Origin of the sequence: Halomonas sp. YLB-10 (assembly GCF_003856855.1) — a bacterium.
Taxonomy (GTDB): Bacteria; Pseudomonadota; Gammaproteobacteria; order Pseudomonadales; family Halomonadaceae; genus Halomonas; species Halomonas litopenaei.
Map to the genome: position 1 here is coordinate 1 of NZ_RRCU01000009.1, position 13,522 is coordinate 13,522.

The following is a 13,522-nucleotide window of genomic DNA, read 5'->3' on the forward strand; positions in this document are numbered from 1 at the left end:
TGACCTTCACGCATCAGCATGATGGTGGCACGTTCTTCAGTAGTAAGGTGGTGGTAGCAATGAGTCATAGCGATAGCGTACCTGATCGATCAGGTGTTGCACTTGCTCATTGAGACCGCCTTGTGTTGTAGACGTTTCATAGTATTCGCTATTTGGGTGGATTACCAAAATCAAACCCAGGGCCTGGTTTTACTAAAACTATCAATTACTTTGTGTCCACTTTTTCGTGGTGTTATTTAATCGCCCGTCTAGAGTTTAACGATGGTATGTTCAGGTCCGGAGGGGAGGGGGAGTGGAAAAAAAGTTATATTTTGGCTGCTTTTTAATTAAGCTAAATTTAAGTTTTCTGATCCTTAATGCTTGGCCATGTCGAATTTTATAATCTTTATTTAACCGAATTTTTGAAGGAAGCGATATGGGTCAGCTAAGAAAACTCATTAGCTCGACATCTGAAAACAACCTTACACCTGTTGCGTCGGCTAATTCACTTGCTGACTTAGTGAATCCAGAATTAGAAACAACAAAAGCCAAGTCAGCACCATAGTATTTTTTAGCAGAGAATGCTTCTTGAACAGCGCTATTTCCGATCTTTGACGAGTGGTATTTAGTTTGAACTATAATTGTTAGTTGTGATTTTGACAGTATGATGTCCGCGCCTTGGTCGCCAGACGCTTTAGTAAGTTCAGCATCCCAAGTGGTTTCTTTATTAATTTGACTGGCGATTCTTGATTCATACTCTGTCCCAGATATATTAATGTCAGGCGTAGTGGTGTTTTCTCGATTAAACTCAATGAAGAAGTCGATATTTTTCAATGTTGCACGGATAACTTCACCTTTGTTTATTTCGTACCATACAAGGTGTTTAAGGCGAGTGGTTTCAAAATGCTCAAATAATTCACTGTCGATACTGTCATGTGTTCCATGAATGAAAGGTTCGATTTTATCTTTGTAATATTTTTCAAGATAGCTGAACCACCCTTTGCTTATGGTATCGCCGAATTCATCGCATCGTATTGCCCTATCTTTCTTTGACAAGAGTATTGGTAGGTGTTCTTCAAGTTTTGAAGAAAACTTTTTAAGAAGAACTGAATGAATTCCTACATGCTTCAGAAAAACATCATCAAGCTTGAGAAGCGGAAGAAAATTATCCTCAGCTGTGAGGCTGATCTCTTTACAAAAACCAATCGTCCAAGCCTCAGACTCAAACTCCTGAATATTTTGCAAAATCTGTTTTCTATTCTCTAAGCTTGACAGGGTAATCTCGCCACTCATAACGAGCTTTTTGATCTCTTCCTGAACTTCCGACATTTTCGCTCCTTGGTAGTGGTCAATGGACTTTGTGATCATCCCCAGTCGGTAATGTTAAAGCAAGAGGTTAGGCGGAAAGAAATACGAGTTATCTTGATCTTGCCCAGTAGCAGTGGCCACCCTGTTAAGTAACTACTCTGAACGAGGTGGCCCATGATAAAGACATCGATTTCCATAAAGAAGCAACGTGCCTACTCCATCGGAAACTACCGGGAGGAGGCACTATTGTGTGGGGGCGTCGACGACGGAAGTCTCGGCCTACATTCAGTTAGATGCATCAATGGCTCGAAATAGATTAGTAGCGTAAAAGCGTGGCGGAACGCAAACAGGATATGTCCGACGAGAACACGCCTATAATACGCAAGATGGAGGGGGCGGCGGTCTCGAAGGAGTTGCCGGAAAGCGCTCAGCACAACTTTACAATTGAGGCTGACATTGCGCTATTGTCTTTTTCTCTGAATACTACAGCTTCAGCATGTCACGCTCTATGAAATCAAAGAGCCTCTTAACTCTTCTGTAAACAGACATGACGATTTTGACAGCTACCAGCTCATTCCCAGAAAGTCGGAGGATGTCCTTTTCGCAAGCCGAAATATCCATGAGTCGACAGAATTCTGAAACCCCTTTGGAAAGAAACTCTCTGTCTTGTTTGCTTATAACTATACCGGCATCGCTTCCATCAACCTTTGAAAACTCTTTATCTCTAAGAAACCCTGCCACGCCTTTGTTATGAGCAGTCAGCGCCTCTCTGTTTTTGAAGCAAGTATTTACTAGCTCCTCGACTGAGCTTGAGACAGACCTGAGAAGCTCAAGCCTAATTTGTCCTGGGGATGCATACTGAATAGAGTCGACTTTCGGCTCATGGAAAGACGGAATTACAGCGTTCAAGTCTCGGTAAAAGTTGACTGTGCTGAAACCACCTTTCCAAGGGTAGTTGCTGAATATTCTTTCCGCATTACTAGACACAGAGTCTCTTATCAGGTTCTTTAGTGTGTAGACAAAAGAATATAGCTGGTCGTATGTTTTCGGCAAGTTTACCAATTCTTCCAAGTACCAGTCACCATCAAGCTTTAGATCGTAAAGCTCTGGCTCCACCAAGAAACCATCAGAAGGGCATAGGTCTATGTCAAAGTAAGATTCTTCAGGCGGAAGATAGTCATCTGGCACGGAATCTAATGAAACGTCAATCCCTTTTTTTGGGTTAAGTTCTTCATTAATATCAACAAATGTTACACTTTTTTTGTTCTTGCATATATCAAGAAGTGTGATCTTTGAAGACTTGTATTCGATAATCTGTTCTCGGGATACAGGGAGTATCATCCACCTGTTGTGGCGGTCGTCCGCGTCGCACCAGTAGTAGAAGTAATCCTGCGTCGTACTTCCTTTCAAGATGGACAGGATTGGTCCATCGAAATAAAGTATATCCTCTACCCACCGATGATTAAGATTGCCCTTAGGAACCTTTTCCCCTGTAAGTTTTATCATTTCGAACCCACCGGATAGCAATTGGTGACAGAGTGAGCTAGGCGGGCATCTCGGGACTCATGGAGGTCAAAGTGTCCTTTGGAATCGACCTCGCTAACTTTTCCATCTTTAGGGTCGACGGCAGTTTCTGCAATACACTGCATTCTTCTAAATGCTTTTATCTGCTTGGCAAGCTTAGCCTGCATTCTTCTTGCATTATGAGCGCTAGTGAAAAAAGACAAGGCATAGGCAGAGCAGCGTTGCTCGGCAGTTTTGAACGTGCGAGCAGGCTTCATGATGGCCGGCGGCAGAAATTCAGAGTCGGTAGGAAAAGCATCAGGTACCAAGCGGTACGCCTTCCCGCCCTGTGCACTCGGTAGGTGCGGCACGTGACAGAAAATGCATTCATTATGATGCTTCTCATACTTTAGTTGCACTGCTTCGCTCCCTGCGTATCTCCAGTCATGGCCTGGGCAATGACCTAGCCGATAGTCTTTTTCGACGTGTGGATGCTATAAGAAGCGTAGAAGGTTGTCATTGTTTAAGACATGCGAAGGAAGGCGAATGGGTTATCGATGGTCGCACAGGTTTCGGTACGCGGAAGCCGCGAACGGGTGCGCAGTGCCCTTGCCACTTGTGGGCTCGACTACCCGCTACGCCTCATTGCCCTGAATCTTGCTCCCGTCGATCTGCCCAAGGAGGGTAGATGCTTCGACCTGCCCATTGCGCCGGGCCTGCTTGTGGCTTCCGCCCAGCTCGCCGGCGCCCTGGATGTGGCCGAGCGCACCTGGCCGACCTGGCCGGGCGCGAACGTCCGTGCCGTGATGACCTGATCGAGGCCATCGGCTATCGCCAGCTGGATCGGCTGTTGCGCAAGGGCTGACGGGCGCCGCACGGTCGTTCCATGCACCCGTTATCGCCAGGCATAGTCCCTGCCCGGGTCTGGGCTTGGCCCGAAAACGACAAGCGCAGGCACTTTTCAGCAAGCCCTAGAGCGCGTCGGCGTCGAAGGCGCCGCTAATGACCGTGGACCACAGCGCGGCACCGTCGCCGGGGCGGCGCAGGCGGAGTTCGAAGCGGTAGGGCAAAAGCTCGCGGTCAGACAGCGTCAGGCGTGGGCCATCGGCGATCAGTCGGCTATCGACCAGCCATTGATTGGTATCGGCGGCGGGGGTATCACCGGGCTGCCAGTCCAGCACCTGGGGGCCGTCGTCGATCGCCAGCAGGCCACGGGTCAGGCTCTCCTGGACGCGGCCGACGCCGAGCTCCAGCCTTTCGTCGACCTTGGGCGGGGACAGCAGCAGCACCTGATCGGCCAGGGTTTCCCCTGCCAGGGCCGGCGCCTCGGCGACCCTCTCGGCCGCCTGTTGGCCAAGGCCCAGCAGCGCCTGGCGCAGCGTCTCGGGGCGCTCGGGGGCGCTGGCACAGCCGGCCAGCCAGACCAGCAGCACCAGCGCCAGCCAGGGCAGCAAGGAGGCGTGGCTGCCGGCGCGGTGTACCGTCTGTCGGGTCAAGCGTCTGGGCATTGAGATGACATCCTTTTCGGTAGAGGCCCTTCACTGAGCTGTTGTTCCAGAAATTGGCGCACTTCGGCGAAAAGGTCCAGACGGATGGCCTCGGCCTCGTTGACCAGATGGTGGCGGGCTTGCGGGTGACAGCAGATGTGCGCCCCGGGAAACTTCTTGCCGAGTACCGCCAGATTCCAGGGCCCGTCCACCGTCAGGTCCTTCTCGCCTTGCAGGATCAGGGTCGGTAGCTGGCACGGGGGCAGCTGCATCAGGCGGGGCATCCAGCGGCGCATGGCGCTGACCCAGCCGGTGGGCAGGCGCACGGGCTGGAGCGGGTCCTGTTCGCGCAGAAAGGTGGCGAAGTCGTCATCATTGGTGTTCGCCCTAAACTTGCGCGGCACGCTGGAGACAAAGGGGCTGACCAGGCGATGGACCCAGGCTGCTCGGGTCCAGCCCCAGGGTCTGACCAGGGGCGCCAGCAGCACCAGCGCCGACCAGTGGCCGTCATCGCCCCGGCTCAGGGCATCGGTGGCCAGGATGGCGCCGCCGGTGCTCTGGCCGACGCCGACCCAAGGTCCCTGGGCCAGGCCGGCTTCGCTCAGGTGCTGCTGAAGCGTACGCAGGCAGTCGCCGTAGTCGGCAAAGTCGTCGATGTCGGCACGATCCCCACTGGACAGCCCGTGTCCCGGCAGATCCCACAGCACCACCGTGAGCTCGAGTTCCAGCAGCAGCTCGAGCAGGTGGCGGTACAGGCCCAGGTGGTCGTAGTAGCCGTGAACCACCACCGCGGTGCCCCGCGGGTGGGGCGGGCGCCATACCTGAGTCCACAGGCGGAAGCGTGGCGTCTCGATATTACCCGCGTGCAGCGTTACCCCTTCGGTGAGCAGGACATCGAGCCGATAGTGCGCCAGATAGCGTTCAAGGGTCGTTGCCATGGCCGGGGCGGCTGTCGCCACCAAGCCTTCGCCTTGTCTTGCCACCGGGGTCAGCCGTTCGATGGTCTCAAGGGGCGTGTAGTCGGTCATAGCGTCCTCCGCTGGGAAGGGGCGGTGGCGTGCGTTGCTCGGCACTCGGTTGTGCTGGGACGGCCAGATGGCGTGGAGGGTAGCGTCATCACCCTGCGCCTGGTTGCACCCTGACCGATCGTTGGCCACCTGCTTCTTCTGACACCGTCCGGAGGCCGTCGTTGCTCACCTGTGCCATGGAGGTATGGCCTTCGGCGTCAGATGAGGGAGTCGCCAGCACACGTCAACACCTTCCTGTCTGGGCTTCCTTGCCTGTTCCATGCTAGCGACCCATCGAGTTCGGCACCACTGTTTCCCAATCGACAAGGCCCTCGAAAGCTCATCATTTGGTCTAGCCTTGAGCGGTAGAGCGGGGTTTTCGGTTTACAAATGGAATGATTTTCCACAAAATCATTCTGGAGCAGTCACCTTTTCCCCTGTCCGGCTGGAAGGTGCCAGGGGGGCACCCAAGGCCCAACGAGGAGCTAGACCCAATGACGCAACGCATTTCTCGCCATCGCCTGCAGGTGGCCGCCGAGCTGGACCAGTTCATCACCGAACAGGCGCTGCCTGGCACGGGGATCGATGCCGATGCCTTCTGGAAGGGCGTCGATGCCATCTTCCACGACCTGACGCCGACCAACCAGGCCCTGCTGGCCGAGCGCGACGCGCTGCAGCAGAAACTCTCGGCCTGGCACAGTGAGCACCCGGGGCCGGTCAACGACATGGCCGCTTACCAGGCCTTCCTCAAGGAAATCGGCTATCTGGTCGATCCGCCGGCCAAGGTCGAGGTGACCACCGAAAACGTGGATCGCGAGATCGCTTCCCAGGCGGGCCCCCAGCTGGTGGTGCCGGTGAACAACGCACGCTACTCGCTGAACGCCGCCAACGCGCGTTGGGGTAGCCTCTACGACGCGCTGTATGGCACCGACGTGATCAGCGAAGAGGATGGCTGCGAGAAGGGCTCGAGCTTCAACCCCAAGCGCGGCGAGAAGGTCGTGGCTTACGCCCGCAATGTGCTGGACCAGGCGGCACCGCTGGCGACCGGCTCCCACCGTGACGCGGTCAAGTACTTCCTGCGCGATGGCCACCTGGTGGTGTCTCTGGACGGCGGCCGCGAGACCGGCCTGAAGGAGCCGGGCAAGCTGGTGGGCTACCAGGGCGACGCCTCCGCGCCGAGTGCCGTGCTGCTGTCCCACCATGGCCTGCATCTGGAAATCCAGGTCGATGACAGCCACCCCATCGGCAAGACCGACCCGGCCCACGTCAAGGACGTGGTGGTGGAAGCCGCGCTGACCTCCATCATGGACTGCGAAGACTCCGTGGCGGCGGTGGATGCCGAGGACAAGGTGGGCGTCTACGCCAGCTGGCTGGGCCTGATGAAGGGTGACCTCACCGCCGAGGTGGCCAAGGGCGGCAGTTCCTTCACCCGTCGCCTGAATCCGGATCGCGACTACGTCACGCCGGATGGTTCCGAGCTGACCCTGCCGGGACGCTCGCTGCTGTTCGTGCGCAACGTGGGTCACCTGATGACCAACCCGGCAGTGCTCGACGCCGACGGCAACGAAATGCCCGAGGGCATTCTCGACGCCATCATGACGTCGCTGATCGCCCTGCATGACCTCAACAAGGGTGACGATCAGCCGCGCAACTCGCGCACCGGCTCCGTCTATATCGTCAAGCCGAAGATGCACGGTCCCAAGGAAGTGGCCTTCGCCAACACCCTGTTCGGGCGTGTCGAAGACCTGCTGGGCATGGCCCGCAATACCCTCAAGATGGGCATCATGGACGAGGAGCGCCGCACCTCGGTCAACCTCAAGGCCTGCATCAACGAGGCCACCAGCCGGGTGGTGTTCATCAACACCGGCTTCCTCGATCGCACCGGTGACGAGATGCACACCGCCATGGAGGCGGGCCCCATGCTGCGCAAGGGCGACATGAAGGGTGCCGACTGGATTCAGGCCTACGAGCGCAGCAACGTGCTGGTCGGACTGGCCTGTGGCCTGCGCGGACGCGCCCAGATCGGCAAGGGCATGTGGGCCATGCCGGACCTGATGGCGGCGATGATCGAGCAGAAGATCGGCCACCCCAAGTCGGGCGCCAACACCGCCTGGGTGCCGTCTCCCACCGCTGCAGCGCTGCATGCCCTGCACTACCACCAGGTCGACGTGGCCCAGGTCCAGCGCGAACTCGAGGAGCTGGACGAAAGTGAGCAGCGCGACGATCTGCTCAAGGCGCTGCTGACCGTGCCGGTGGTCGCCTCTGCCGACTGGAGCGACGACGAGATCCAGCAGGAGCTTGACAACAACTGTCAGGGCATCCTCGGCTACGTGGTGCGCTGGGTCGAGCAGGGCGTCGGCGCCTCCAAGGTGCCTGACATCCACGACGTGGGTCTGATGGAAGACCGCGCTACCCTGCGGATCTCCAGCCAGCACATCGCCAACTGGCTGTACCACGGCGTAGTCGACGCGGCGCGTGTGGAAGAGACGCTCAAGCGCATGGCCAAGGTGGTGGACGGTCAGAACGAAGGCGACCCGGCCTACACCCCGATGAGCCCTGACTTCGACAAGTCCACCGCCTTCCAGGCGGCCAGCGACCTGATCTTCAAGGGGCGTGAGCAGCCGGCCGGCTACACCGAGCCGCTGCTGCACCACTGGCGTCAGGTCCACAAGGCGAAGTAACACACTCGGGACGCCACCGAGTACGCCAAGCAAACGCCGCGATCCAGGCGGCGTTTCCCTGGACACACCCCCGGGACTCCCCGGGGGTGTGTCGTTGTGTCGAGGGGAAAGCACACAGCAGCGAGGGCGTTGAGGCGTCGTATCCGGGCTTGAGTTATGGTGAAGCTATCACGAGCCGGATTGCCTTCAGGGAGAGAACCATGACCGTGATGACCGCCGCCGCCATCGAGGATTTTCTGGACGACGTCTTTCCCCAGCGCATGGGCACCATCGAAGCCGTCTCGGAGATGCGGGCCACCATGAGCCTGGCCATCGAGGATGAACACTTGCGGCCCGGCGCCAGCGTCTCCGGCCCGACCATGATGGGACTGTCGGACGTCTGCCTGTACGTGGCCATCCTGGCCCAGATCGGGCCGGAGCCCATGGCGGTCACCAGCAACCTCAACTGCCACTTTCTACGGCGCGCCCGGGGTGATCGCGATCTGATCGCCAACGCCCGCTTGATCAAGCTGGGACGCCGCCTGGCGGTGGGTGAGGTGGAGCTTTTCTCCGACGGAGACGAGGCGCCGGTGGCGCACGTGACGGCGACCTACGTACTGCCCGATAACGACTGAGAGGCTATCTCACACGCGGGCTCGCCATAGTCCCCAGGCCAGCGCCAGCCAGCCAAGCAGCAACAGCACGCCGCCGAGCGGTGTGATCAGCCCCAGTGGGCCGAGCCCGACGCCGTAGAGCCCGGCCAGGGCCATGGCGTACAGCGAACCCGAGAACAGCAGGATACCTGCCGACCACAGCCTCAGTGCCGTCAGCTGGGCGGCCAGCGGCTGCTGGGCCCGCCAGGCCAGCAGCGCCAGGCCTGCCAGGGTGTGCCAGGCCTGGTAGCGCACCCCGGTGGTAAAGGCGGCGGTCAGACGCTCAGGCAGGCGTCCGTCGAGGCCATGGGCGGCGAAGGCGCCGAGCGCCACCACCAGGGCGCCGGACAGGGCGAGGGTGATCCACCAGTGACGATCCGGCATCGAGGCTCCTTGACGACGAGAGAGAGGAATCTGCCCTCAACCGTACCCCGCGGCGGCCCGAGCCGCTACAATGTTGCCCCCGCGACATCTTGATAATGAGGTGGCCATGCAGATTCAGCTAAATGGTGAGCCCCACGCCCTCGACCGCGAGCAGACCGTGGCGGAGTTGATCGACGCCCTGGGTCTGGGCGGGCGCCGCATCGCCGTCGAGCTCAACGAGGACATCCTGCCGCGCAGCCAGCACGGCGAGACCCGCCTGGCGGATGGCGATCGCATCGAGATCGTCCATGCCATCGGCGGCGGCTGAGGCGAACCACCCGCCAGCAGATACCGACGACTATAGAGGTGCCGCTCGAAGGCGGCCTGGTTCCGTTTCGTGAGAAGGACTTGAGCATGACCGACATCTTTCAGGACAGCCCGCTGCGGGTCGCCGACCACGCCTTTTCCTCGCGTCTCTTGGTGGGCACCGGCAAGTACAAGGACTTCGACGAGACCGGCGAGGCGATCGCCGCCAGTGGCGCCGATGTCGTGACCTTCGCGGTGCGTCGCACCAACCTGGGTCAGGAGGCCGGTGAGCCCAACCTGCTCGACGTGGTGCCGCCGGAGCGCTATACCCTGCTGCCCAATACCGCCGGTTGCTACAACGCCAAGGATGCCGTGCGCACCTGTCGGCTGGCGCGGGAACTGCTCGACGGCCACAAGCTGGTCAAGCTCGAGGTGCTGGGGGACGACAACACCCTCTATCCCAATGTGGTGGAGACCCTCAAGGCCGCCGAGACGCTGGTCGCCGATGGCTTCGACGTGATGGTCTACACCAGTGACGACCCCATCGTTGCCAGGGAACTCGAGGCCATCGGCTGCTGCGCGGTGATGCCGCTGGGCTCGCTGATCGGCTCCGGCCACGGCATCCAGAATCCGCACAATGTGCGCCTGATCATCGAGCAGGCCAAGGTCCCGGTGCTGATCGATGCCGGCATCGGCACCGCCTCCGAGGCAGCCCTGGCCATGGAACTCGGCTGTGACGGCGTGCTGATGAACTCCGCCATCGCCCACGCGCGCCAGCCGGTGCTGATGGCCGAAGCCATGAAGCATGCCGTGCAGGCGGGACGCCAGGCGTTTCTCGCCGGTCGCATGCCGCGTCGCGGCGCCGAGGCGTCATCGCCGTTCGCCGGCCGCATCAACGCCTGAAGCCAGCAGGAGCGGCAAGGCCCAGCCTGCCGCTCCTGCCCAGCTTTCTCGCCCTGACACTTTCACCACGCCCCAGACATCATCATGACCGACCAAGATCGCCCCGACGAGGGCAAGACCACCGGCCCGGAAGGACCGGACGCACCGCTGCATCGCCGTGGTATCAAGAGCTATGTGCTGCGGGCCGGGCGCATGACCCAGGCGCAGACCCGTGGGCTTGAGGAAGTCTGGCCGCGGCTGGGACTGACCCTCGCCCAGGGGCGCCAGGACCTCGATGCGCTGTTCGGCCGCCAGGCGCCCAGGGTGGTCGAGATCGGCTTCGGCATGGGAGCGTCGCTGATCGAGCAGGCCGAGACCCACCCGGACACCGACTTCATCGGGATCGAGGTACACGCCCCGGGCGTCGGCAAGTTGCTCGACGAAGCCGACAAGCGTGGGCTGACCAACCTGCGGGTCTACCGCGAGGATGCCCTGGCGGTGCTGGAGCAGTGCCTGCCCGAGGGCAGCCTGACCACCCTGCAGCTGTTCTTTCCCGACCCCTGGCCGAAGAAGAAGCATCACAAGCGGCGCATCGTCCAGCCGGCGTTCGTCGAGCTGGTGCGGACTCGCCTGGCCAGCGGCGGAACCCTGCACATGGCCACCGACTGGGAAGCCTACGCCGAATGGATGGCCGAGGTGATGGAGGCAGCCCCGGGCTACCTCAATACCGCGACCCCGGAGACGGCGCCCTATGTGCCGCGTCCCGACTTTCGTCCGCTGACCAAGTTCGAGGCGCGGGGCGAACGGCTCGGTCACGGTGTCTGGGACCTGATCTTCCGCCGCGTCGACTGACGCCGGCATCGGCGGCGCGACCCTGGCCGCGTCGCCCGGCCGCCAGCGCCCACAGGGCGCCACCCAGCGACAGCACCAGTCCCGCCAGGCCCAGCCCATCCGGGCGCTCGCCGAACAGTGAAAGCGTCATCAACAGCGTCACCGCCGGGGTCAGCGCGATCAGCGCCGAGGTCGGGGTCACCCCGAAGCGCCCCAGGCACGCCACGAAGAAGCCGTAGCCACCGAAGGTGGCCAGCACCACCAGCCAGCCAATGGTCAGCCAGGCGTCCAGCGTCGCCGGAGGCAGCGCCGGCAGGCCTGGTTCGAGCATCACCGCCGCCAGCATGAACACCAGCGTTGCCGCGCTCAGCTGCAGCGCCAGGCGGGTGATCAGTGACAGCGGCACCACACCGCCATTCTCCTCGCCGGGCCTGGCGGTCGCCGGCGGCGTCAGGATGCTGCCGATCGATACCGCGGCGACCGCGACCAGCGGCAGCAGGTAGGCCCACCAGGGGGCGCCGCCGACGCTGCGCATGTCGCCAGCGATCATCGCCATGGCGCCGAGCGTCGCTACCCCCATTCCCCACCATTGTGCGCTGTCGCTGCGCTCCTTGAGCAGGTGCCGTGCCAGCAGCGCCGCCGCCAGCGGCTGCAGCGCGCCGATCAGTGCCGCCACCGAGGCGCTCACACCTTCGGCCACCGCCACCAGCATCGTCAGCAGGTAGACGCCCACCGTCAGACCACCGGTCAGCAGCTCGTGGCCTGCCTGGCGCCAGCTCGGGCGATGCCCCGGATGGCCCAGACGACAGACCACCAGCATCCAGGCCAGCAGGGTCGCCAGGGCAAAGCGCCAGGCATAGAGCCCCATCACCGGCACGTCCAGGTCCACCGCCATGCGACTGCCGACGAAACCGCTGCTCCAGCAGACCACGAAGCCCGTGGCGACCATCAGGGCACCCGAGTGCTTGCCCAGTTGCCGGGGAAGCTGGTGGAGCAGGGGGATCAGACGGGGTAGCAGCGTCTGCATGGGGCCTCCTTGAGCACGGGTGGATGACGGCAGCGCTGGATAGAGGAAGCGCTGGATGAGCAGTCTGCCGTGGTGCTAGCCTTTCGAGTAGCGAAACGTTTTTCACGCTGACTTCAATAATATTGAAGTCTTCGGGTAGGGTGGTCTGGCGCCATAGGGGGAGCAACGATGACCGAGAACACGGGAGCGGCGCTGGATCTGGAGGCGCTGCGCAGCTTTGTGACGGTGGCCCAGCAGGGCAGTCTGGCGGCGGCGGCGGAGTTGCGACACCGCACCGTCAGTGCCTTGAGCATGCAGATCAAGCGCCTCGAGCAGCGTCTCGATGCGCGCCTGCTGATCCGTGGGCCGCGCGGAGTGTCGCCGTCGCCGGCCGGCGAGGCCTTGCTGCAGGAGGCGCGTGAGCTGCTGCGTCAGCACGACGGCCTGGTGGCGCGACTGACCGGACAGGGACTCAGCGGGCGGGTGCGCTTCGGCATGCCGGAGGGCTACGCCCCGCATCTGGTCGAGCAGGTGCTGCCTGACTTTCTGGCCAGCCACCCCAATGTGCTGCTGGAGGCGGTCACGGCGCCCAGCGGAGAGCTGGCCCGGCGCCTGGAACGCGGTGAGCTGTCGCTGGCGGTGGCGCTGGACCGTCCGCATCAGCTGACCAATGGCGAAACGCTGTGGCAGACCTCGCCGGTGTGGGCGGCGTCCCGTGAGTTTCGCGTCGCCGACGAGGCGCCGTTACCGCTGGCGCTCCATCCGCTGGACTGCCCATTCCGCTCGCTCGGGGTCGAGGCCCTGGAGAGTCAGGGGCGCGACTGGTACGCGGTCTTCACCAGTACCAGCATCCATGCGGTGGAAAAGGCCGTGGAAGTCGGCCTGGCCGTGAGCATCCTCGATCGCCAGCGGCTGACGCCGCGCATGCGCGTGCTGGATGAGGCCGAGGGGCTGCCCCACCTGGGTACCAGTGACGCCTGCCTGTACTTCAGCCGGCGCATCGCCGCAGCCTCATGGCCGGCGGTGGAAGCCCTGGCGGGGCTCTTGCGCCAGCGTCTGAGCGGTGCAGGCCCCTGGGCTGCGAATAGCCGCGAGGCCAGGCCGCTGGCACTGGGGTGAGATGAACGAGAGCGGTGAGACGCAGGGAGCGGTGCGACGAACAGGAGCCAAGGCCCTGGGGCGAGGTTGACCAGAAGCGTCGATGGCCAGAAAAAAGAAAACCGCTCCCGGGGGAGCGGTGAAAGGACCGTGACTAGCAATGAGGAGGAGAAACCAGATAGCGACTGGCAATGTCTGGTATCTGGCGCCGGCGACTCATCAACGCCGACAACCTCAGCGTAAATCATTCTCATTTTCTTCGTCAAGCGTAACGAGAATATTTTTTATTAAGGCAGTGTGTCCGCTCACACTCGCTGGCTTTCTGCCAAGGGAGACGCATGCGAGGGGCGGCGCCAAGACAGCAGGCGAAACCGGGCAGAGGCTCGGGATGGCGGAATCAAGCGGTGGCAGGACGTCTTGAGCAACGAGGCGAAGGAGC

At 61.0% G+C, this 13,522-nt stretch carries 13 protein-coding genes and 1 pseudogene; 7 read left to right on the forward strand and 7 right to left on the reverse strand.

Annotated features, from left to right (window positions below):
• Positions 1-420: 420 nt before the first annotated feature.
• The 3 genes from EBB56_RS18580 to EBB56_RS18590 all read right to left on the reverse strand — a co-directional run bounded on the left by EBB56_RS18580 (position 421) and on the right by EBB56_RS18590 (position 3,209).
• Positions 421-1,308: a restriction endonuclease gene (locus tag EBB56_RS18580; protein WP_221621210.1), complete on the reverse strand. Its 888-nt coding sequence runs from the start codon at positions 1,306-1,308 to the stop codon at positions 421-423.
• Positions 1,309-1,770: 462 nt separating this feature from the next.
• Entirely contained in the window at positions 1,771-2,793 is a 1,023-nt protein-coding gene (locus tag EBB56_RS18585) for a DUF6575 domain-containing protein (protein ID WP_124805038.1), read from the reverse strand.
• Complete coding sequence (locus EBB56_RS18590) at positions 2,790-3,209, reverse strand: hypothetical protein (protein ID WP_124805039.1); 420 nt, start codon at positions 3,207-3,209, stop codon at positions 2,790-2,792. Before EBB56_RS18590 ends, EBB56_RS18585 begins: the two co-directional genes overlap by 4 nt.
• 138 nt (positions 3,210-3,347) lie before the next feature.
• On the opposite strand from EBB56_RS18590, the gene EBB56_RS18595 reads away from it, so the two are divergent.
• Positions 3,348-3,605: a magnesium chelatase domain-containing protein gene (locus tag EBB56_RS18595; protein ID WP_409360220.1), complete on the forward strand. Its 258-nt coding sequence runs from the start codon at positions 3,348-3,350 to the stop codon at positions 3,603-3,605.
• A gap of 156 nt (positions 3,606-3,761) precedes the next feature.
• Here the strand turns inward: EBB56_RS18595 and EBB56_RS18600 are convergent, their stop codons facing one another.
• Entirely contained in the window at positions 3,762-4,298 is a 537-nt protein-coding gene (locus EBB56_RS18600) for a hypothetical protein (RefSeq protein ID WP_240184265.1), read from the reverse strand.
• Positions 4,283-5,305 carry an alpha/beta hydrolase gene (locus EBB56_RS18605; protein ID WP_108449478.1) on the reverse strand — a complete coding sequence of 341 codons (1,023 nt, stop codon included), beginning with the start codon at positions 5,303-5,305 and terminating at the stop codon, positions 4,283-4,285. Before EBB56_RS18605 ends, EBB56_RS18600 begins: the two co-directional genes overlap by 16 nt.
• 473 nt (positions 5,306-5,778) lie before the next feature.
• Between EBB56_RS18605 and EBB56_RS18610 the strand changes: the two genes are divergently transcribed.
• Together EBB56_RS18610 and EBB56_RS18615 are read left to right on the forward strand one after the other, a co-directional pair.
• Complete coding sequence (locus EBB56_RS18610) at positions 5,779-7,965, forward strand: malate synthase G (protein ID WP_108131878.1); 2,187 nt, start codon at positions 5,779-5,781, stop codon at positions 7,963-7,965.
• 200 nt (positions 7,966-8,165) lie between these two features.
• On the forward strand, positions 8,166-8,579 hold the full coding sequence (locus EBB56_RS18615) for a PaaI family thioesterase (RefSeq protein WP_124805040.1): 414 nt from the start codon (positions 8,166-8,168) through the stop codon (positions 8,577-8,579).
• Between the two features lie 9 nt (positions 8,580-8,588).
• Here EBB56_RS18615 and EBB56_RS18620 read toward each other — a convergent pair whose 3' ends face one another.
• On the reverse strand, positions 8,589-8,981 hold the full coding sequence (locus EBB56_RS18620; protein WP_124805041.1) for a DUF423 domain-containing protein: 393 nt from the start codon (positions 8,979-8,981) through the stop codon (positions 8,589-8,591).
• A 106-nt stretch (positions 8,982-9,087) separates the two neighbouring features.
• On the opposite strand from EBB56_RS18620, the gene thiS reads away from it, so the two are divergent.
• From thiS to trmB, 3 genes are all read left to right on the forward strand, one after another.
• Positions 9,088-9,288, forward strand: a complete 201-nt coding sequence (thiS, locus tag EBB56_RS18625; protein WP_181248714.1) for a sulfur carrier protein ThiS — start codon at positions 9,088-9,090, stop codon at positions 9,286-9,288.
• Positions 9,289-9,374: 86 nt separating this feature from the next.
• The gene (locus tag EBB56_RS18630; protein WP_045993915.1) at positions 9,375-10,169 is read left to right on the forward strand and encodes a thiazole synthase; all 795 of its coding nucleotides are present in this window, start codon (positions 9,375-9,377) and stop codon (positions 10,167-10,169) included.
• 84 nt (positions 10,170-10,253) lie between these two features.
• On the forward strand, positions 10,254-11,000 hold the full coding sequence (gene trmB, locus EBB56_RS18635; RefSeq protein WP_045993958.1) for a tRNA (guanosine(46)-N7)-methyltransferase TrmB: 747 nt from the start codon (positions 10,254-10,256) through the stop codon (positions 10,998-11,000).
• A 58-nt stretch (positions 11,001-11,058) separates the two neighbouring features.
• On the opposite strand, the pseudogene EBB56_RS18640 reads toward trmB, so the two are convergent.
• Positions 11,059-12,006: pseudogene (locus tag EBB56_RS18640) on the reverse strand (DMT family transporter); the annotation flags it as partial.
• Positions 12,007-12,174: 168 nt separating this feature from the next.
• Between EBB56_RS18640 and EBB56_RS18645 the strand changes: the two are divergent.
• On the forward strand, positions 12,175-13,104 hold the full coding sequence (locus tag EBB56_RS18645; RefSeq protein ID WP_045993916.1) for a LysR substrate-binding domain-containing protein: 930 nt from the start codon (positions 12,175-12,177) through the stop codon (positions 13,102-13,104).
• The last annotated feature ends 418 nt before the right edge of the window (positions 13,105-13,522 follow it).

What these genes read in the sequence shown, in the direction of transcription:
- EBB56_RS18580 (WP_221621210.1), bottom strand. Translation starts at nt 1,308, where the DNA reads ATGTCGGAAGTTCAGGAAGAGATCAAAAAGCTCGTTATGAGTGGCGAG.
- EBB56_RS18585 (WP_124805038.1), bottom strand. Translation starts at nt 2,793, where the DNA reads ATGATAAAACTTACAGGGGAAAAGGTTCCTAAGGGCAATCTTAATCAT.
- EBB56_RS18595 (WP_409360220.1), top strand. Translation starts at nt 3,348, where the DNA reads ATGGTCGCACAGGTTTCGGTACGCGGAAGCCGCGAACGGGTGCGCAGT.
- EBB56_RS18600 (WP_240184265.1), bottom strand. Translation starts at nt 4,298, where the DNA reads ATGCCCAGACGCTTGACCCGACAGACGGTACACCGCGCCGGCAGCCAC.
- EBB56_RS18605 (WP_108449478.1), bottom strand. Translation starts at nt 5,305, where the DNA reads ATGACCGACTACACGCCCCTTGAGACCATCGAACGGCTGACCCCGGTG.
- EBB56_RS18610 (WP_108131878.1), top strand. Translation starts at nt 5,779, where the DNA reads ATGACGCAACGCATTTCTCGCCATCGCCTGCAGGTGGCCGCCGAGCTG.
- EBB56_RS18615 (WP_124805040.1), top strand. Translation starts at nt 8,166, where the DNA reads ATGACCGTGATGACCGCCGCCGCCATCGAGGATTTTCTGGACGACGTC.
- EBB56_RS18620 (WP_124805041.1), bottom strand. Translation starts at nt 8,981, where the DNA reads ATGCCGGATCGTCACTGGTGGATCACCCTCGCCCTGTCCGGCGCCCTG.
- thiS (WP_181248714.1), top strand. Translation starts at nt 9,088, where the DNA reads ATGCAGATTCAGCTAAATGGTGAGCCCCACGCCCTCGACCGCGAGCAG.
- EBB56_RS18630 (WP_045993915.1), top strand. Translation starts at nt 9,375, where the DNA reads ATGACCGACATCTTTCAGGACAGCCCGCTGCGGGTCGCCGACCACGCC.
- trmB (WP_045993958.1), top strand. Translation starts at nt 10,254, where the DNA reads ATGACCGACCAAGATCGCCCCGACGAGGGCAAGACCACCGGCCCGGAA.
- EBB56_RS18645 (WP_045993916.1), top strand. Translation starts at nt 12,175, where the DNA reads ATGACCGAGAACACGGGAGCGGCGCTGGATCTGGAGGCGCTGCGCAGC.